Raw genomic sequence first — 20,172 nt, 5'->3', positions numbered from 1 at the left:
AATTAGCGTGCTTTAACGTTACTGTATCTCATTTGTGTAAAGCGGTTAAATTGTTATTTTTGCAGCACAAAAAATTGTTTCTGTTTACTTTAAAACTTGCTATGAAAAAAAACGTAATTCTTTTAGTTTTACTTGCTACTATTTTTGGTGCTCAGGCGCAGAAAAATAAGGATGTTTTGATGACGATTAACGGTAAACCCGTTTATAGTCAAGAATTTATTAATGTTTATAACAAGAACTTGGATCTTGTTAAAGATGAGTCGCAAAAATCTGTTGATGGGTATTTAGATTTGTTTATAGATTACAAACTCAAGGTTGCAGAGGCGTATGCTCAAGGTTTGCATAAGGAGACAAATTACAAATTAGAATTTGAAAAATACCGCGACCAGTTATCACGAAATTATATATACGACACTAAAGTTACCGAGGACCTCGCAATTGAGGCATATAATAGATCAAAGGAAGAAATAGATGCAGATCATATTTTGGTTCGCGTGGGTTATGATGATTCTCCTCAAGATACGTTAGCGGCTTACAATAAAATTAGTGAAGCGCGCACAAAGGCTCTTGCGGGCCAAGATTTTAAAAAATTAGTTGCCGAATATTCAGAGGAGCCGGGTGCTGCAAAACGTGGAGGTGCGTTAGGTTATTTTACTGCATTTTCAATGGTGTATCCTTTTGAGAGTATGGCATACAAGACTCCTGAGGGTGAAATTTCAGAAATAGTTAGAACTAGTTTTGGATATCATATTTTAAAAATTAACGATAGAAGGCCATCGAGCGACCCTATTTTGGTTTCTCACATAATGATTGCAGTTAAAGATGGAAACGATGATGATGCTAAAAAGAGAATAAATGAAATTTATCAATTATTACAACAAGGAAATGATTTTGAATCGTTAGCTAAAGAATTTTCAGATGATAAAAGTTCAGGAGTGAAAGGGGGGCGTTTAAAACAATTTAAGCGCGGCCAGTTAAGATCTTCCGAATTTGAAAATGCTGCTTACGAGTTAAAGAATATAGGTGAGATTTCTAAGCCTATTAAAACAAATTTTGGATGGCATGTTATTCGACTTGAAGAGCGTTTCGCCCCTCAAACTTATGAAGAGCAAAAGGAGGAATTAATGAAGAAGATTGAACGTGGTGATAGATCAAAAGTTGTTGAATCCTCCGTAAACAAAAAAATTAAAGAAAAATATAGTGTGGTACAGACAGATTATATGAATGATTTGAAAAACCATATTTCAGACAGTATTTTAAAGAAAAAATGGGAATTGGATACTTTGTTAGGCGCTAGAAATAAAGTGTTGTTTACAATAGGTGGAGATAAAACCTATTATTATAACGATTTTTTAAACTATGCTGCTAGACGTCAAATGGCAATAAAAGGCAAAGAATCTAAAGAGCAAATAATCAAAAATTTTTATGATCGTTTTGAAACACAAGAGTTAAGCGAATATTTCAAACAAAAACTAGAAGAGGAAAACCCGGAGTATGCTGCAGTCATCACTGAGTACAGAGATGGACTTTTAATATTTGATGTAATGCAAAAAAATGTATGGGAAAAAGCAGCGAACGATTCTATAGGTTCAAGAAAATATTTTAATATAGTTGCTTCAAATTACCAATGGAAAGAACGCGTAAAAGGTGTTGAGATTTCAGGAAATGATAAAGCGGTAGTATCACAGGCAAAACAGATGCTTGAAGATGGGGAAACTCCAGAAAAGGTTAAAGAGGTTTTGAATAAGGGAGGAAAAGTAAATCTATTGATTACAGAAAGACAGTATGAAAAAGGAGATACGATGTTACCAGCCGATTTTAAATTTGAAAACGGACTGAGTGATATTTTTCAAGTAGGAAATTCATACCGTCTATTGAAAGTCGAAGAAGTTTTACCTGCCGGTCAGCAGACCTTTGAAGAAGTTAAAGGGAAGGTTTTAAGTGGATACCAAACTGTAGTTGAAAAAGAATGGATGGACAGTTTACGTGATAAATATGAGGTTAAGGTGAATAAAAAACAACTTAAAAAAGTAAAGAAGCAAGTTAAAAATTAGTGAGAATATTCCTGAGTATAGTGGTTATTGTTTTTCTTTTTACCGCCTGCGATTTTTTTAACAGCGCAAGTAAAGAGGAACCGGTTGCGCGTATTAATAATACGTATTTATATAAAAAGGATATTGAAGGACTCATTAATGAAACTACCTCAAAAGAAGATAGTACAATCATTATCAATAATTATATTAATCGGTGGGCTACACAGCAATTATTGATTAATCAGGCAAACATCAATCTGCCCGTTGAGCAACTGGCAACTTATAACAGGCTAGTTGAGGATTATAAAAATGACTTGCTCACAGAAGCCTACAAAGGTGCTGTAGCAAGTAAACAGCTGGATAGTGTGATTTCTGAGAAGGAATATAGTTCCTATTATGAAAGTAATAAGGAAAATTTTAGACTTAAAGAATCACTTTATAAATTGCGTTATTTGCACTTAAATAAAAAATTTGCTAATATTTCTGAAACGAAACAACAATTTAATCGTTTTAATAAAGAAGATAAATTAGCACTAAGTAATGCAAGCCTTCAATTTAAATCGCAAAATTTGAATGATTCGGTTTGGGTTAAAAAAGAAGCATTATTGAAGCAGTTGCCCGTCATTCAAATGCAGAATGAGTCGGTTTTAAATAAATCACAATTTTCACAATTAGAAGATTCATTAGGGGTATATTTGATAAAAATAAATGGCGTTCTTGAACCCAATGATATTGCGCCTTTAGCCTATATAAAACCAACAATAACTCAAATTATTTTGAGCAAAAGAAAGTTGGAATTGATTAAAAAATTAGAAAGAGATATTACAAAAGATGCTATTAAAAACAAAAAATTTGAAATTTACACACCTCAATAAACTTGCAATCGCTATTATTTTTTTAATCCAGTCTTTTGCTTATGCCCAAGAGGTAATCCAAGTGGACAGTACTGGTGTTGCAAAAGAGTCTGGATTGATTATTGAAACCACTACAAAAAATATTAAAGACACCCTTGTTCCTTTTAAAAGATTTAAGGCTGAAGGAGTTGCCGCAGTCGTTGGAGAATATGTGATTCTTGATAGCGATATTGATAAGAGCTATCTAGAATTTGAGCAAAATGGAGTTTCGACTGCAGAAATTACTCGATGCCAACTCTTAGGGAAATTGATGGAAGATAAATTGTACATCCATCAAGCACGTGTAGATAGTATTCTTGTAAGTGATACTGAAATTAACCCACAAGTTGACCAACTGGTAGAATATATGGTTGGGGAGTTAGGAAGTGAAGAAAAAGTAGTTGCCTATTATAGAAAGGATAATATTACTGATCTTAAAAACGACCTGCTGAAAGCAAAAAAGGAAATTGAACTTGCTAATAGAATGCAAGCTAAAGTAGTTGAGAATGCAGAGGTGACTCCAGAGGAAGTACGTCAATTTTTTTACAATATTCCAGAGGAGGAACGTCCTGTATTTAGTGCTGAAGTCGAAATAGCACAAATTGTAATCGAGCCAGAAGTTTCAAAAGAAGCAAAGCAAGCAGTAATTGACAGACTCAATGAGTTTAGGACAGATATTGTTGAAAACGGAGCTAGTTTTGCAACAAAAGCAGTTTTGTATTCTAAAGATGGAGCTGCTGCAACGGGAGGATTATTGCCAAGCTTTAGAAGAGGTGACCCTTATGCAAAAGAGTTTAAAGATGTTGCTTTTTCATTGTTGGAAGGAGAGGTGAGTGAACCTTTTGAAACAGATTTTGGATTTCATATTCTTAAAGTAGATAAAATTAGAGGTCAGGAAGTTGACGTGAGACACATCATTTTATTCCCTGAATTATCTCAGGAAACGATTGATTTCGCAAAAAAGAAAGCTGAGGATATTAGAGAAGCCATTGTTAACGATAGTATTTCTTTTCGAGATGCAGCAATTCAATATTCTGATGAAAAAGCAACTCGAAATAATGGTGGACAATTAGTAAATCCATCAAATCAAGATACAAGGTTCGATTTGACTAAAATGGATCCGTCTCTTGGTGCACAGGTTTATAATTTAAAAGAAGGCGAAGTTTCAAAAATCTTGATTGATCAAGATAGGACCGGAAAGAAGACCTTCAAATTTTTAACAGTTTTAAAAAGATACGACGAGCATCCTGCCGATTTCGTAAAAGACTACGAAAAAATTAAGGAACTTGCATTGCGCCAAAAGCAAATCAATACAATTGAAAAGTGGCAAAACAAGAAGATAATGGACACTTATATTAGTGTCGATAAAGATTATCAAGATTGCGAATTTGCCAGCAATTGGACTAAAAAATTAAAGTAAACCTATGTCAGACGTAGCAGCAGTAAATCAACTTGTATCAAAATATGATGCCTTACGGCAAGAAATAAAAAAAGTAATTGTTGGTCAAGACGCAGTCGTTGAACAGGTTTTACTATCCGTTTTTTCTGGAGGACATGCTTTACTAATAGGTGTTCCTGGTCTTGCCAAAACTCTACTTGTAAATACCGTTTCACAGGCGCTCGGGCTACAATTTAAAAGAATACAGTTTACGCCAGATTTGATGCCAAGTGATATTCTTGGTTCCGAAATATTAGACGAAAATAGAACTTTCAAATTCATTAAAGGCCCCATATTTTCAAATATCATTCTCGCGGATGAGATCAACCGTACTCCTCCTAAAACGCAGGCCGCATTGCTTGAAGCTATGCAGGAACGTTCGGTAACTGTTGCGGGGCAAAATTATAAATTAGATTTACCTTATTTTGTTTTAGCAACCCAAAACCCAATTGAGCAAGAAGGAACTTATCCTTTGCCAGAAGCTCAATTGGACCGTTTTATGTTCGCAATCAATCTTGATTATCCTTCTTTTGCCGAAGAAGTAGAAGTGGTAAAAAGCACAACTGCAGGCAAAGCCGAAACGGTTAATTCATTATTCAGCGCGCAGGAAATTATAGATTTTCAACAATTGATTCGTCGCATTCCTGTGGCAGATAATGTAATTGAGTATGCCGTAACATTGGTGGGAAAAACAAGACCAAAAAGTCAAGCAGCACCTGAGTTAGTGAAAAAATATATTGATTGGGGAGCAGGACCTCGTGCCTCTCAAAATCTTATTCTTGCTGCAAAAACTAATGCTGCGTTGCAAGGCAAATTCTCACCGGATATTGCTGATGTTCAAAAAGTGGCCATAGGAATCCTAAGACATAGAATGATTAAAAATTACAAAGCAGAAGCCGAAGGACTTTCTATCGAAGAGATTATCACAAGTTTGTTTTAAGGTTATTTAAATTATTTTATTAAAGTTTCTGTTTTAGCAGAGTCGAAAATTATTTTAAGAGAATAAGCCCTTTATTTGTAACTTTATTTTTGATAAATCCATCTTCATGAAAAATCTACAAATTCAATACAAACTTGCTTTGCTTGGGGCAATCCTCATACTCGTTGGAGCCTTCTTCAAAATAATGCATCTAGGTGTAGGCTTTTTACAGTCGCCATTAATCTTAGGAACTGGTACAATTATTTTATTTATTGGTGTTTTAATCGCCATTTTCAAAGCCTTCAAAAAGTAATTTCGGCAAAGTATTTCGGAAATTGGACGCATATTAAATTGAATCTGCTTCGGTTGAAATTTCTTTGATATTTTCTTTTATTTGTGAATTTTCATGAATTCTGAATTGTCAAATTAATAATTTCAGCAACCTAAAATTGATATATTGTTACATTTCCGAAGTAAAAATCACTAAACCTTGAATTATTGTTATAGATTTCCTAAATATGTTAGGTTATTTTTAAATTATTTCTATTTTTAGTACCTTCGCAAGGCTTGTGATTAAAGCGATTACAAGTATTTATACATATAAAACTAAAACCAAAAGAACATGGCATTTGATATAGACATGATAAAAAAAGTGTATGCCCAGATGGCTGAACGTGTGGACAAAGCACGTGAAGTTGTAGGGAGACCCTTAACACTTTCTGAAAAAATATTATACAACCACTTATGGGACGGAATGCCATCAAAGGCTTTCGCTAGAGGAAAGGATTATGTGGACTTTGCGCCAGATCGTATTGCATGTCAAGATGCTACGGCTCAAATGGCATTATTGCAGTTTATGCAAGCAGGAAAAAAGAATGTTGCCGTGCCTACGACTGTGCACTGTGATCACTTGATTCAAGCAAAACAGGGAGCAAAGCAAGATTTAAAAAGAGCGAACGAAACCAGTAATGAAGTATTTGATTTCTTGGGTTCGGTTTCTAATAAATACGGAATTGGTTTTTGGGCACCAGGCGCAGGAATTATTCATCAAGTGGTTTTGGAAAATTATGCATTCCCAGGTGGAATGATGATTGGTACGGATAGTCACACTGTAAATGCAGGTGGTTTAGGAATGATTGCCATTGGAGTTGGTGGAGCAGATGCTGTTGATGTTATGGCTGGAATGGCTTGGGAATTAAAATTTCCGAAGTTAATCGGAGTCAAATTAACAGGAAAATTAAGTGGATGGACGGCACCAAAAGATGTGATCTTAAAGGTTGCTGAAATTTTAACTGCAAAAGGAGGAACAGGAGCTGTTGTTGAATATTTTGGACCTGGGGCGACGTCAATGTCTTGTACCGGAAAAGGAACAATTTGTAACATGGGAGCAGAGATTGGAGCTACAACGTCAACCTTTGGTTATGATGACTCAATGGAGCGTTATTTACGTGCTACAGATCGTGCCGATGTTGCAGATGCAGCAAACAAAGTAAGACCTTACTTGACGGCAGATAAAGAAGTTTACGAAAATCCAGAAACGTATTTTGACCAAGTTATTGAAATTAACTTATCGGAATTAGGACCCCTTTTAAATGGACCTTTTACGCCAGACCTTTCAACTAAAGTAGGAAAGGACATGACCGAAAAGGCAACAAAGAATGATTGGCCAATGCAAGTAGAGTGGAGTTTGATAGGTTCTTGTACAAATTCATCATATGAGGATTTATCGAGAGCGTCATCTGTTGCACAACAAGCATTGGATAAAGGACTAAAATTAAAAACATCCTTGGGTATCAACCCAGGGTCTGAACAAGTCCGTTATACAACAGAACGTGATGGAATTTTAGGGGTTTTTGAAAAATTGGGGTCCACGATTTTCACAAATGCATGTGGTCCATGTATTGGACAATGGGCTCGTTATGAAGATCCAAAAAATGCACCAAAGAATAGTATTGTACATTCCTTTAACCGAAATTTTGCAAAACGTGCTGATGGTAACCCAAATACACACGCTTTTGTAGCTTCGCCAGAGTTGACTGCAGCGATTGCACTTTCTGGTAGATTGGATTTTAACCCAATGACAGATACGCTTCTTACAGAAGATGGAAAAGAAGTAAAACTAGATGAGCCAACAGGATGGGAATTGCCACCAAAAGGATTTGAAGTAGAAGAAAATGGATATGTTGCGCCACATGAAGATGGTAGCGGAGTACAAATAAAAGTAAGCGACTCAAGTGAGCGTTTACAATTATTGACCCCATTTACACCTATTAAAGACAGCGACCTTCAAGGAATGAAGTTGTTGATCAAAGCATTTGGAAAATGTACGACAGACCACATTTCTATGGCTGGACCTTGGTTACGTTTTAGAGGGCACCTTGACAATATTTCGAATAACTGTTTGATTGGTGCTGTTAATGCATTTGGAAAGAAAACCAACTTTGTGAAAAGCCAATTGACCGGTGAATACGGAGGAGTGCCAGATACACAACGTGAATACAAAAAAGCAGGAATTTATACGGTAGTTGTAGGTGATCACAATTACGGTGAAGGTTCATCCAGAGAGCATGCTGCAATGGAGCCTCGTCACTTAGGCGTTGCTGCGGTAATCGTAAAGAGTTTTGCGCGTATTCACGAAACGAACTTAAAAAAGCAAGGAATGCTTGGTTTGACATTTGCTAATGAAGCAGATTACGATTTAATCCAAGAAGATGATACGTTCAACTTTATTGATATTAAAGACTTCAAGCCTGATACTCCGTTAACCGTTGAAATCGTTCATGCTGATGGAAGTAAAGACACCATTAAAGTGAATCATACCTATAACGCAGCACAAATTTTGTGGTACAGAAAAGGAAGCGCATTGAACTTGATAAAAGAACAAAACGCTGCTTAATTGTATCTTCGGAAATATTAAAGTAAAAGGCCCGCAGTTATGTGGGCTTTTTTATGCTGCAAACAGAAACTGAATTTATAAATTTCATGAAATATTTAAAAAAACACTGGGGGAATATTATATTTCTATTGGTTTTGGGATTGGTGCTAATTCCACAAACGAGAATGCCCATTCAGGTATTTGTGCAACGGATTTTTTCTTTTAGTCCTTCGGAAATTTCCGAAGATCAAAGAATCGTCGTTGAAGATTATAATTGGAAATTAGAAACGCTCGACGGAAATTTTAAAAACCTTTCAGAATCAAAAAATAGGGTTTTGCTGATTAACCTTTGGGCAACCTGGTGTCCACCTTGTATTGCCGAAATGCCTTCGCTCCAAAGACTTTATGATGATTATGGTGATAGGGTTGATTTCTATTTTATTTCCGCAGAAAAACCTGAGAAGCTTAAAAAATTTATGAAAGAAAAGGGATATACATTTCCGGTATTTATTCAAAAGCAAGAAGCACCTTTGGATTTCAATTCAAATTCATTGCCTACAACATACTTGCTTTCTAAAAATGGGGAACTGCTTATTGAAAAAGTTGGCGCCGCTGCGTGGGATAATGATGCTGTGAAAAAGCTTTTGGATACAGAGATTAATCGTTAGTTATTCTCTTTAATAGTTTGCTTTTCGTAATAGTACTCCATTACTACAAATACCGTAAATAGCATCCCTAAATTATAAATGAGGTCTTCGATGGGGATGGTAAAAAGACGAATGCCTAAATTTTCGTCATTATTGTACCATACAACATGTTCTTCTGTAAAACTTCCAGTTAAAGTGCCATTCACTAAGAAAAATGGAATTAAAATAACGAGATATGTGGGGAGGAATTTTTGAAGCAAACGCGGTTTGTAATTATTTGCTACCCCTAATAAAATCAATGCATAGATGAAATTAATGAGAGTGTACCATTTGTCATAATTATACCAAAGTGTAATAATCAAAATACACAGCAGAGTGACGTTTATGATGGAAGTTGTTCTTTTAGGAAAAGCTAAATTGGGAAAAAAGTAATTTATTGAATAATGCGTAAACAAGCAAGCATAAGGAATACAGATAAAAAACAGCCATTCTTCAATAGGGAGGTTTAAAAATTTGTAACCGGTAATATAGTCGTCGTTAAAACCCCATATTTTATTATTTGTAAAGATAATGTCCCATGGAATGAAGAAAGCCATCATTACCGCAATGCCAAGAAATAGTCCGCGCCACTTTTTGTAAAATGCAAATTTTGGGTAGAAACTAAATAAAAAAGGAACGATAAAAGAACCTATATTTAAATAGAGGTAGAGGTATTTCATTCCTTTATTTTTTGAAATACTTCATAGGTGGAACCAGCATTCCAAAACATTCTCCTTTGTCTTTACCTAAATGTTTATGATGCATTTTATGCGCTCTGCGAATACCTTTTGCGTACCAATTATTAGCGTTTCTAAACAATTTAAAACGCTGGTGTATAAAAATATCGTGCACCATAAAATAAGCAACCCCGTAGGAAAAAATTCCAAGTCCAATGGGAAGTCCAGCCCAAAAACCATAGTACTGCCAACCTATAAAACAGCCAATACTCACGGCTGCATAAAATATAAAGAAAAAGTCATTTCGTTCCCACCAACTATTGTGGTCTTTGTGATGGTGATCTTTATGCAGACTCCATAAAAACCCGTGCATCACATATTTATGCGTCGCCCACGCCATAAATTCCATGATTAGAAACGTTGTTGCATAAATTAATATCCAGTAAACTGCGGTCATATTTTGGTATTCAATTTTTATTTAATGTGTCTTCGGAAATTTCAATTTTTTGAAAGAATTTTATCTAACTAGCTTCAATTGATATTTGACATAGCTGCGAGTGAGTAATCCAAATTTTTCATAATTTGGAACTCTAATGCGCGTATTTTTAATTTCTAAAGCAGGCGTATTTTGTAGTTTTTTCAAAAGTCGACGGTAGTAGCGATATGCCATAAATACTCCAAACTTAGCTTCAGCAGGAAGCATTAATATACCCTCGTACCCTTTTTTGAAATCTGCTTCAATATCACTTATTATTTCTTGTTTTGAAATTTCATCTAAAGCTTCAAGATTTGTATTTGGAAAATACGTGCGGCTCAATCCTTCAAAATCCTCTTTCAAATCTCTTAAAAAATTCACTTTTTGAAATGCTGAACCCAATGCCATTGCATACTCTCTTAACTCGTCATATTTTTCAAAATCTCCTTTAACAAAAACTTTAAGGCACATAAGCCCAACAACATCTGCGGAACCGTAAATGTAATTGTTATATTCTTCTTCTGTTTTATAGATACTTTTTGAAAGGTCTAAACGCATACTATTCATAAATGCATCAATTGAAGTTCTATCTATTGTGTATTTGTGGACGGTTTCCTGAAATGAATTTAAGATTGGGTTGAGGCTTATTTTTTCTTCTAGTGCGTGTTTTAAATCTGCTTCAAATCTATTAAAGAGAGTTTCTTTGTCATAATTGTGAAAAGAATCTACAATTTCATCAGCGAATCTTACAAATCCATAAATATTATAAATATCCTGCCTAATGCTGGGTGCGAGCATTTTTGTAGACATAGAAAACGACGTGCTATATGTTGTCGTTACCTTTTGGCTACATTCTCTAGATACAATGTCAAATAGTTGTTTCAAAATACTAGTTGTTTTTTTCTATAAGTCCAGCTACTAATTTTCCAGAAATAAGCGACGGTGGAACTCCGGGTCCAGGAACACTTAATTGTCCTGTAAAATATAAATTTTTCACTTTTTTGCTTTTTAATTTTGGTCTTAAAAAAGCGGTTTGTAAAAGTGTATTTGCCAATCCGTATGCATTGCCTTTATAGGAGTTGTAATCTTCAATAAAGTCATTGATACAAAAAGACTCCTTAAATATAACATGTTTTTTGACTTCTTGGCTTGTTAAACGTTCAAAACGCGTCATAATTTTTTCATAAAACTTCTCCCGAAGTTCTGGGGTATCTTCAAGTCCAGGTGCTAAAGGAATTAAGAATATTCCTGCTTCTTTTCCTTTAGGTGCAGCATTTTCATCTGTCTTTGATGGAAAACTTGCATAAAATAAAGGGTCTTCGGGCCAAGCGGGAGTATCGTATATTTCTTGAGAATGCTTTTCAAAATCAACATCAAAGAATAGTGTGTGGTGATCTACATTTTCAATTTTTTTATCAAAACCTACATAAAATAAAAGGGATGAGGGTGCAAATGTTTTACGTTCCCAATAAGCTTCAGAATATTGTCTAAATTTTTGAGGTAGTAACGTTTCAGTATGATGGTAATCTGCCCCGCTTAAAACAATGTCACTCTTAATTATTTCATTATCTATTTTTACTGCGGAAGCTTCACCATTTTCCACAATTATTTCTGAAACGTTTTGATTTGTTTTGATTATTACGCCTAAACTTTCGGCAAGTTCTTTCATACCATTGATGACAGAATACATGCCGTCCACAGGATGAAATGTGCCGAGTCCAAAATCGGCATAATTCATAAAACTGTAAAAAGCAGGCGTATTTGATGGCTTGGCGCCTAGAAACAATGCTGGAAATTCAAGGATTGAAACCAATCGCGGATTTGAAAATTCTTTGCGCACTTCCTTGCTAATGGTGCTAAAAAACTGCCCAACCTTTTTCATTGTTGCTGTAGTGACTAACTCCAACGGTGATACTCCAGGTCTATATACCAAATCTTTAATGGCAATATTATAATTGTCTAATGCTTCTGCCATAAACTTTTTAAGTTTAATAGCGCTTCCTTTTTCTTCGGCTTCGAAGGCATTGCAAATTTTTTCTAGGGTGTCTTCAATGGTAATGAAATCATTATTTCCGAAATAAACACTGTATGCAGGGTTTAATTTAATGAGTTGATAGTAATCAGATGGTACTTTTCCGAAGTCATTAAAAAAGCGCTCAAAAACATCTGGCATCCAGTACCACGTTGGGCCAATATCAAACGTAAATCCGTCTTTTTTAAATTGCCGAGCACGACCGCCCACTGTTTGGTTTTTTTCGTATATAGTTACATTATTCCCTGCTTTAGCTAAATATGAAGCAGCAGCTAAAGACGAAAATCCAGAACCTATGATGGAGATTTTTTTATTCATTTTGTTTAACAAATTTATCTAAAAAATTAAACAAAACATATACGAACAAAAATTAATATGCATTTTTTATTTCGGTTACTTTTGAAGTAAACTCATTAAATGTGCGAATAGGATAAATATTCTTTTGAATTTTAGCATCATCAATACATCTTGCCCTTGGGCCCATTATCCATAATGAAGTGCCAGTTTTTATCTTTGTCAAATCATGAAATTTTTCTAAATATGAGTGCATTTCTTCCATAGAGGGTTGCAACGTCATATATGATACGAAGACAACCTTCTTAACAGTGTTTAATTGCAATGGCAAGCTTTCAAGGGGTGTGTTGGGGCCAAGATAAATGGTGTTAAAACCAGCTTTTTCCAATTCAAAATTTGTATAGAGTAATCCCAAATCATGCATCTCATTTGGTGGAGCAAAAAGGCAAAAAGTAATTTCATCATTGCTGCTTGGATGGTATTCCCTTTGGTTTTCAATATGCAGGATTGTTTTTCTTTTAATGAGTTCTGCAATAAAGCGCTCGTGGCTAATATCTATTGTATTTGTATGCCAAAGAATTCCTATTTCTTCTAAGAAAGGGACGAAAACTTCAAAAAATAATTTTCTAAAACCGAGTTCAGCCAAAAGTGATTGATACGTATTATTGAAAAGTTGGGCATCAAAATTTAGCATCGCATTTTTAAAACTTGTAAGTGCAAATTTATTATGATTATTACCTGCTGAGTTTGCTATTATTTTTTTAATTTCTTGATTTTCGTACTCGGCAATTTTTGAAATTTTATGACCTTCTTCATATAGAAAAGTGATGTCTAATAATCTTTTAAGATTATCAAGATCATATTGCCTAATATTAGTATCGCTCCTGTCCGGATTTAGCAGATGATAGCGCTTTTCCCAAATTCTAATTGTATGCGCTTTGACACCGCTGAGATTCTCAAGGTCTTTGATGCTAAATTGCGTTTTGATACTCATGGGAGTAGAAATTTAATAAGGACGCCAAATTACAAAAAAACAACATTGTATTAAAGTTGACGCGATTATGACTTAAAGGTAATGCTTTTAAAAATTATCTAATAAAGTATGTACTATAATAAAAAAGCAAAGAACTGGTTTTGCTCTTTGCTTTCAAAAATGTACCCGGAATGGGACTTGAACCCACACGCAACTAGTGCACACGGCCCTCAACCGTGCCTGTCTACCAATTCCAGCACCCGGGTATTTGGTATTTTATTTCTATTGTATTTCTCTTCGGAAATTAGCTGGCGGCAAATATAGAAATTTTGAGGTGTATGTAAGATGAAATATTACTTTTTTGAAATTATTACAAAAAAAAGCCTCGTCAAATGACAAGGCTGCTAAAATGTGACCAGTCTGGGGCTCGAACCCAGGACCACCTCCTTAAAAGGGAGGTGCTCTACCAACTGAGCTAACTGGTCATTATTTTAAAGAACTCTAACAAAGGTTACTCTGTTAGCGGGTGCAAATATAATAGCATTTAATTTATATTTCAAAACATTTGTAATTAAATTTGAACTTTATTTGTAACCTCTTAAATTACAATAATAACCAAGGCGCTTTTTATGAAGATTATTTTATTGGGATATATGGGAAGTGGTAAATCTAGCGTAGGAAAATCCTTATCGCGGGTTATAAATGTCCCATTTTTTGATTTGGACGCTGTTATTGAAGAGAAATTAAAAATGTCAATTTCTGAAATTTTTAAAGTAAAGGGTGAAATATATTTCAGAAAAACGGAAGAGGAAATTCTTAAAGAGCTACTGAAAAAAAATCAAAAAATGATTGTCGCACTTGGCGGAGGAACGCCTTGCTATGGGACAATAATGAACGAATTAAATGAAATGGATACTGTTGAGCTAATTTATTTGAAAGCATCTGTCCAAGAATTGACAACTAGATTGTGGACAGAAAAGCAACATCGGCCTATGATTGCTCACTTAAAAGACAGCATTGAATTGGATGATTTTATTAGAAAACATCTTTTTGAGAGAAATTTTTATTACAATCAAGCAACAATTAAAATAGATACTGACGGATATAATATTTCAGAAATCACTCAAAAAATTGTGGTAACATTATTCTAAGACCGCTCTGTCATTATTCTTCTCAAAAATAACAGCAACATTTTCATTGATTGATGTTGAAAGAGAAATTCCTTTATAGTCTGCTTTTACGGGATATTTTTTGTGATTTCTATCAACTAATACCGCCGTTTTAAATTGCTTTAACGGAACATTTAAAAAGTGTTTTACTCCATAAATCAAGGTCGTTCCTGAATGCAAAACATCATCAACCAAGAGCAGTGATTTGTTTTTGTATATTTCAGAATCCAGCGATGTTGTAATAGGGTTTGTAGGGTTCTTTTTATCAATCTTAACTTCACAAAGTAATACCGATATTGGTGAAATTTTCTCAACCTGTTTCTTTAATTTTTCTGCTAGAATGTAACCATTGCTTTTGATGCCAGCGATTATAATTTCTTTTTCATTGACGTTCGCTTCATAAATTTGGTAGGCAATACGCTTTAATTTATGAGCGATTTCAGTTTTATTAAGAATTGTTGTGGTCTCAGAAGTCATTATGTAGCGGTTATAAATTCAAAGATACTAATTTGTGATTTCTTATTCTTCGCCATCTGTATATTGGGTGATGTCGCGGCGATCTTTTTTAGTGGGGCGTCCAATGCCCTTTTTTCGATAGTAACTTTTTGAATATTGAAGTAAATCCTGGTTTTCAAAAGCAGATGCTGGCGTTGTGTCCTTTCTGTAAATATCAACCAGTTTGGCGCCAAGCCTACTTGGAGGTAGGTCAAGTACAATCAAAGAGTAATTGATTTGATTTTTTCTAACTGTAAGATTGTCTCCCGGATAGACGTCTCTTGATGGCTTGATTGAAGCATTGTTAATCTTGACTGCTCCTTTTTTGCACGCTGTTGCGGCAATGTTGCGGCTTTTAAAGTAGCGTAAGCACCATAAATATTTATCAACCCTCATATAAAAAAATCAAATTCTGCGTTAAATATAAAAGCAAAAATAGCTGAAAATTGTATCTTGCGCACTTAAAATAAACATTGTGAAAAAATTGAAATTTATACTACCAGTTTTCGCCATATTTTCAATAATTGTCGCTTCGTGCGGAAATGATGATGAAGGAGACGACGGCTTTATCCCTGCACGTGATCGTGCTGAGGAATTAATAGCGTCAACAGCTGAAGTAGAAGAATACTTGCAAACCCACTTTTATAATTATGAGGAATTTGCAGCTCCACCTGCGGGTTTCGATTATAAAATTAAATTTGATACGATTGCTGGAGAAAACGCAAATAAAACCAAGTTGATTGACCAAGTTGATTTTAAGATGGTAAAAGATAGAGTTACAGATGGAGTGGAGTATAAACTCTATTACTTAAAAGTAATTCAAGGAGAAGGTGAAAGACCTAACTTTCCAGATATTGCTAGAATTACCTACGAAGGAATATATTATCAAGTAGAACCAGAGGGTGAAGGAGGGATAAATAGAACTAAAAGTGAGTTATTTGATAGTTCTGTAGTTCCGGTAAGATTTGATCTAACACAATTGGTAAATGGATTGCAAGATGCATTAATTGAATTTAATGCATCAACCGGATTTGTTATTGACCCTAGTGGTACAGTTGAATATGAGGGTTATGGGATTGGTGCTGTCTTTGTTCAAAGTGGTTTAGGTTATTATGTAAACCCTCCAACAAATTCTAATATTCCAGTATATTCTCAACTTATCTTCTCGTTCCAATTATTAGAGACCGAAATAGGTGATCAAGATAATGATGGTATTCCTTCTTTTATGGAAGATTTAAATAACAATGGTCTTGAAGAAGATGATGATACAGATGCTGATACTATCCCCAATTTTCTTGATGCGGATGACGATGGTGACAGAAGACCAACAAGAGATGAGATTATTATCAACGCAGACGGCACAATCACATTTCCAGATACCGATGGAGATGGGGTTCCAGATCACTTAGATGCAGATAGTTAATCAAAAAATATAATTTGTAAAATGCCTTTTCATTGTAGAAAAGGCATTTTTTTTTAACTTTTTTGTGATTTTTCTCTCTTCGGAAATACTAATGGGTTGTAATATGATTTAAATGCAAGAAACAGACGACTTTGCCGAGACTATTTTAAAGCACCAAGCCTTATTGTATAAGGTTTCCCGAATCTACGTGGATAATTCCGAAGACCAAAAAGACTTATTCCAAGAAATAGTATTCCAATTATATAAATCTTTTCCCAATTTCAAAGGGAATTCAAAAGTGACAACTTGGATGTACCGCGTGGCAATGAACACGGCGATAGGGTATCTTAACAAATCAAAAAAGCAAATCACAACAGCAAGTGATTTTGAGTTCCCCGAAATTATTGACGATCAAGACCATGTCATGCATAGACAAATAGATTTAATGTATCAATACATCAAAGAATTAAATGTTATTGAAAAGGGAATTATCCTATTGTATTTAGAGGACAAAAGTCACGAAGAAATTGCCGAGATAACAGGGTTTACAAAGACAAATGTGGGAACTAGAATAGGAAGGATTAAGCTGAAATTAAAAGAAAACATCAAAGGATAAAATCATGGAATTAGAAAATTTAAAATTAAACTGGGAAGCCATGAGCCAAAGAGTGGCACATTTAGAATTAATCAATAAAAAAAACATTATGGAAATGACAAAACAGCGGTACAAGAATAAATTTAGCCATTTATTTAAATATGAATTTATTGGTAGTGTAGTCTGTTATATAGCAGCAATCGTTATCATGTTTAACTTTTATAAATTAAACACACCACTTTATTTAGCATGTGGAATTTTTATTTGTATTTTTCTAATCGTTGTTCCATTTTTAACAATTAGAAATCTTAACAAAATAAAGTCAATTCCGCTTGGAGAAAGTGATTACAAAACAACATTAACTCAATTTGAGAGAGCCAAGCATACCATGCTCAAAACACAACAATATGCAATTCCAGCTGGAATAGTTGGCTTTTTAGCAAGCTTGCCAGTGTTTAGCCTAATGATGGGGAATGAAAATTTTATAGAAAATTTTAATACTACCCGAATTATCTCTTTGAGTATCGTATTTGTTTTTATGATTATTTTCTCAAGATGGGGCTATAAAAAATACAAGCAAGTAGCAAATAGTGCTGAAAATATTTTAAGAGAGTTAGACGAGTGACTTCAGTTTTTTTAAAACTAAAAAAGGGTGGATTTTGAAAACAATCAAAGTCCACCCTTAAAATTTCCGAAGAGATTATTTTACAATGTAAATTTATTGTTGTTCACAAAGAAAATACTGTTTGCTATAAATAGCTTCCCGTTTTCCCAAAATGATCTAAAAAGCACATCGTCAACTAGATAAATTATACTACCGCCACCCATTCGTGCTTCACCAAAAATCATAGAGTTCTTCAATTTTTCTTTTGCAGATTTCCCAGAAAAGCCAGAGACGCTAACAGCATCATCTTTAATATAGCCCACATTGTACCCATCTTCTAAAAATTGGTATGAAGTTGAACCTTGCTTTAAACTATAATACGTGTCGCCATACCCAAAAGCCATCGGGTGCGAGGGGTCAAGTGTAACTTTGTAAATACTTCCTGTGATAAAATTGTCAACGCTCTCGCGTTCTCGCTGATCATAAGGGATCAGGTTTCCTTTAGGTGTGTTTGCAACATCTTCTTTTTTGTCTTCTTCGTTATTTTTTAAATCAAATCCATCTTTGCCCTCAAAACTTCTTCCAGCAGCTCCAATGGCGATTACCTTTCCGCCGCCTCTAATCCACTGTTGTAATCCTTTCAAAGTATCTTCGTTCAGCATTTTGCTATACCATCCTTCTGGCATGACAAGAACGTTATATTTTGCTAATGTTCTCATATTAAAGTCATCTGTGTCAATATGAGTCACTGGATAGTTGAGTTGGGTCTCAAAAAAGTGCCAAGTTGCTCCATAGCTCAAAGATGAAACGCCATCACCTCGCAACATTGCGATTTTTGGTGCATTTATCATCTTTACATCTGGTGAACCAAAATCGGTGAGCGTGTCTCCAAAACTTGTATTTGAAGCATATAAAGAACGATTGTGTTTTAATGCGATTTCATTAAGCATTTTATTAAAATCTGGATTGTTTCGACTGTCACTTTTTGTAATAATTAAACTTCCTCGGTCAAAATCATTCCCAACAAAACGAAGTTTCTTTTCAGAAAAACGCACATTGATGCCCTCTTGTAAAAGTTCTGATAAGAAAGCCGCATCCTGTATTGAATTCCATTTTGCAATATATCCAGCGGCATTATTATTCGTATTTAACGTTGCCTTATTCATGTTCTTAGGAGAAGCACTCACTAGGGTTTCACTGGCAACACCATCAAGTCCATAAGCATACGGAATATTCCATGCTGTAATATCGTACGTTAATGGCTCACTCAATTTTGCGTCAGGCTCAAATAATACTTTTACCATTTTCCCTTTAGGTTGGTTTGTACTCACAACCAAAGCGCCATCGCTGTTCATAGTACCTTTTTCAGCAACACCAAACTTATAGCCGGTCACGTTTCCGCCGTTAGAAAAACCATATTTTATTTCGTGCTTGTCCAATAATTTGGTGAGTGATTCTATTTTGTCCGGAGTCCCGTTCAAAACAAAACTCTTGTATTTTAAAGCATCGTTTTTGAAGAATTTTTTAAACTCACTATTTAATTGAGAAACGTTTTTTGAGCCCATTTCAACCGTTGAAAGTCCTGTGGTTGTGTGATGGGCAACACGGTCCACAAGTGTTAATTCAAAACCTTCGTCGGTGTCAATGCCCAAACCTGCACGCCCGTGACCCGCCTGTTCATAGGTCATCCCGATGGCTCCCATAAAAGTAGGGTAGGTGTCACCGTAACTTGGATATAATAAATCAAAGCGCTCACGGGTAAAAAACAACCAACCTTCAGCATCAAAATATTTCGCATGATTTTTACCTATTTGTGTTTGAAAATCACGTTGAAAAGGGGTGATGATTTCATGGAAAGGTTCCGCAGCTGGAGCAAAATAATAAGGTTCGTTGATGCCCTGTTCGTGAAAATCTACGTGAATATGCGGCATCCATGTATTGTAAACTTTTAAACGTTGTTGCGTTTCCACTTGCGTTGCCCACGCCCAATCTCTATTTAAATCAAAAAGATAATGGTTGGGTCTTCCGCCGGGCCATGGCTCGTTGTGTTCCGCTGCGTTTTGGTCTTTATTATAAGGTGTGTTTTTTACTTGATTGTACCAATTTGCGTAGCGGTCGCGCCCGTCTGGATTGACACATGGATCAATAATGACCACGGTATTTGCAAGCCATTCTTGTTTTTTTGTAATCAATTCGTACAAGGTTCCCATCGCAGCTTCTGTACTGGAAGCCTCATTTCCGTGAACATTATAACTTAGCCACACAATAGCTTTGTCTGGAGTTGCAGTACCTTCTGCGAGTCCAATATTTTTTAGATTATTTGTGCGAATAGTCTCAATATCCATCATGTTTTGAGGTGATGAAACTATTGCATACGTAAGTGGTCTGCGCTCATTGGTTTTGCCGTATCGTGTGTACGTCACCATATTGCTATTCTCAGCAACATGCTCAAAATAGTCCACTACATCTGCATGTCGCGTAAATTGAGTTCCTAATTCGTACCCTAAAAATTCGGCTGGAGATTGTAGTTGAGCGGAAACCGAAATAGTAATAAAAAGCAGTAATAAGCTTACAATTCTTGTCATAGTAAAATTTTATAAATCGATGCTAAA

Annotated in this window: 19 protein-coding genes and 2 tRNA genes; 11 read left to right on the top strand and 10 right to left on the bottom strand. The window is 35.0% G+C overall.

All coding sequences use genetic code 11. The features are described from left to right. Positions 1-101 precede the first annotated feature (101 nt). From ACSHW7_RS08855 to ACSHW7_RS08825, 7 genes are all read left to right on the top strand, one after another. Positions 102-2,054 carry a peptidylprolyl isomerase gene (locus tag ACSHW7_RS08855; RefSeq protein WP_435678982.1) on the top strand — a complete coding sequence of 651 codons (1,953 nt, stop codon included), beginning with the start codon at positions 102-104 and terminating at the stop codon, positions 2,052-2,054. Further along, positions 2,054-2,908, top strand: a complete 855-nt coding sequence (locus tag ACSHW7_RS08850; protein ID WP_435678981.1) for a peptidyl-prolyl cis-trans isomerase — start codon at positions 2,054-2,056, stop codon at positions 2,906-2,908. Before ACSHW7_RS08855 ends, ACSHW7_RS08850 begins: the two co-directional genes overlap by 1 nt. Continuing rightward, a complete protein-coding gene (locus ACSHW7_RS08845; protein WP_435678980.1) occupies positions 2,886-4,346 on the top strand; it encodes a peptidylprolyl isomerase in 1,461 nt (486 codons plus the stop codon). Before ACSHW7_RS08850 ends, ACSHW7_RS08845 begins: the two co-directional genes overlap by 23 nt. A 4-nt stretch (positions 4,347-4,350) precedes the next feature. Next, on the top strand, positions 4,351-5,304 hold the full coding sequence (locus ACSHW7_RS08840; protein ID WP_435678979.1) for an AAA family ATPase: 954 nt from the start codon (positions 4,351-4,353) through the stop codon (positions 5,302-5,304). Positions 5,305-5,410: 106 nt separating this feature from the next. Continuing rightward, on the top strand, positions 5,411-5,596 hold the full coding sequence (locus ACSHW7_RS08835) for a hypothetical protein (protein ID WP_435678978.1): 186 nt from the start codon (positions 5,411-5,413) through the stop codon (positions 5,594-5,596). 309 nt (positions 5,597-5,905) lie between these two features. After that, positions 5,906-8,179: an aconitate hydratase gene (locus tag ACSHW7_RS08830; protein ID WP_435678977.1), complete on the top strand. Its 2,274-nt coding sequence runs from the start codon at positions 5,906-5,908 to the stop codon at positions 8,177-8,179. An 86-nt stretch (positions 8,180-8,265) separates the two neighbouring features. After that, positions 8,266-8,826, top strand: a complete 561-nt coding sequence (locus ACSHW7_RS08825; protein ID WP_435678976.1) for a TlpA family protein disulfide reductase — start codon at positions 8,266-8,268, stop codon at positions 8,824-8,826. On the opposite strand, the gene ACSHW7_RS08820 is transcribed toward ACSHW7_RS08825, so the two are convergent. The 7 genes from ACSHW7_RS08820 to ACSHW7_RS08790 form a co-directional block, all read right to left on the bottom strand. Further along, entirely contained in the window at positions 8,823-9,524 is a 702-nt protein-coding gene (locus tag ACSHW7_RS08820) for a lycopene cyclase domain-containing protein (protein ID WP_435678975.1), read from the bottom strand. The two genes, ACSHW7_RS08825 and ACSHW7_RS08820, sit on opposite strands and share 4 nt — an antisense overlap. Before the next feature lie 4 nt (positions 9,525-9,528). Next, a complete protein-coding gene (locus ACSHW7_RS08815) occupies positions 9,529-9,978 on the bottom strand; it encodes a sterol desaturase family protein (protein ID WP_435678974.1) in 450 nt (149 codons plus the stop codon). Positions 9,979-10,038: 60 nt separating this feature from the next. After that, positions 10,039-10,881, bottom strand: coding sequence for a phytoene/squalene synthase family protein (locus ACSHW7_RS08810; RefSeq protein ID WP_435678973.1), 843 nt, complete (start codon positions 10,879-10,881; stop codon positions 10,039-10,041). Positions 10,882-10,885: 4 nt separating this feature from the next. Further along, positions 10,886-12,346: a phytoene desaturase family protein gene (locus tag ACSHW7_RS08805; protein WP_435678972.1), complete on the bottom strand. Its 1,461-nt coding sequence runs from the start codon at positions 12,344-12,346 to the stop codon at positions 10,886-10,888. Positions 12,347-12,398: 52 nt separating this feature from the next. Next, the gene (locus ACSHW7_RS08800) at positions 12,399-13,316 is read right to left on the bottom strand and encodes a MerR family transcriptional regulator (protein ID WP_435678971.1); all 918 of its coding nucleotides are present in this window, start codon (positions 13,314-13,316) and stop codon (positions 12,399-12,401) included. A 162-nt stretch (positions 13,317-13,478) separates the two neighbouring features. Next, positions 13,479-13,561, bottom strand: a tRNA-Leu gene (locus tag ACSHW7_RS08795). 146 nt (positions 13,562-13,707) lie between these two features. Then, positions 13,708-13,780 (bottom strand) — tRNA-Lys (locus ACSHW7_RS08790). Between the two features lie 144 nt (positions 13,781-13,924). Here ACSHW7_RS08790 and ACSHW7_RS08785 point away from each other — a divergent pair. Continuing rightward, positions 13,925-14,446 carry a shikimate kinase gene (locus ACSHW7_RS08785; protein WP_435678970.1) on the top strand — a complete coding sequence of 174 codons (522 nt, stop codon included), beginning with the start codon at positions 13,925-13,927 and terminating at the stop codon, positions 14,444-14,446. On the opposite strand, the gene ACSHW7_RS08780 is transcribed toward ACSHW7_RS08785, so the two are convergent. Further along, positions 14,438-14,941 (bottom strand): phosphoribosyltransferase family protein, encoded by a 504-nt coding sequence (locus ACSHW7_RS08780; RefSeq protein WP_435678969.1) that lies wholly within the window; start codon positions 14,939-14,941, stop codon positions 14,438-14,440. The two genes, ACSHW7_RS08785 and ACSHW7_RS08780, sit on opposite strands and share 9 nt — an antisense overlap. A 42-nt stretch (positions 14,942-14,983) precedes the next feature. Further along, positions 14,984-15,355, bottom strand: coding sequence for an RNA-binding S4 domain-containing protein (locus ACSHW7_RS08775; protein ID WP_435678968.1), 372 nt, complete (start codon positions 15,353-15,355; stop codon positions 14,984-14,986). A gap of 88 nt (positions 15,356-15,443) precedes the next feature. Here ACSHW7_RS08775 and ACSHW7_RS08770 point away from each other — a divergent pair, with 88 nt between their 5' ends. The 3 genes from ACSHW7_RS08770 (at position 15,444) to ACSHW7_RS08760 (ending at position 17,581) form a co-directional block, all read left to right on the top strand. Beyond that, entirely contained in the window at positions 15,444-16,382 is a 939-nt protein-coding gene (locus ACSHW7_RS08770; RefSeq protein ID WP_435678967.1) for a hypothetical protein, read from the top strand. 112 nt (positions 16,383-16,494) lie between these two features. Further along, entirely contained in the window at positions 16,495-16,977 is a 483-nt protein-coding gene (locus ACSHW7_RS08765; protein WP_435678966.1) for an RNA polymerase sigma factor, read from the top strand. Positions 16,978-16,981: 4 nt separating this feature from the next. Further along, positions 16,982-17,581, top strand: a complete 600-nt coding sequence (locus ACSHW7_RS08760) for a hypothetical protein (protein WP_435678965.1) — start codon at positions 16,982-16,984, stop codon at positions 17,579-17,581. An 80-nt stretch (positions 17,582-17,661) separates the two neighbouring features. Here the strand turns inward: ACSHW7_RS08760 and ACSHW7_RS08755 are convergent, their stop codons facing one another. Then, positions 17,662-20,145: a M14 family metallopeptidase gene (locus tag ACSHW7_RS08755; protein WP_435678964.1), complete on the bottom strand. Its 2,484-nt coding sequence runs from the start codon at positions 20,143-20,145 to the stop codon at positions 17,662-17,664. Between the last annotated feature and the right edge of the window lie 27 nt (positions 20,146-20,172).

Origin of the sequence: Patiriisocius sp., from assembly GCF_051252435.1 — a bacterium.
Classification (GTDB): domain Bacteria; phylum Bacteroidota; class Bacteroidia; order Flavobacteriales; family Flavobacteriaceae; genus Patiriisocius.
This window is presented reverse-complemented; position numbering and strand designations above follow the sequence as displayed.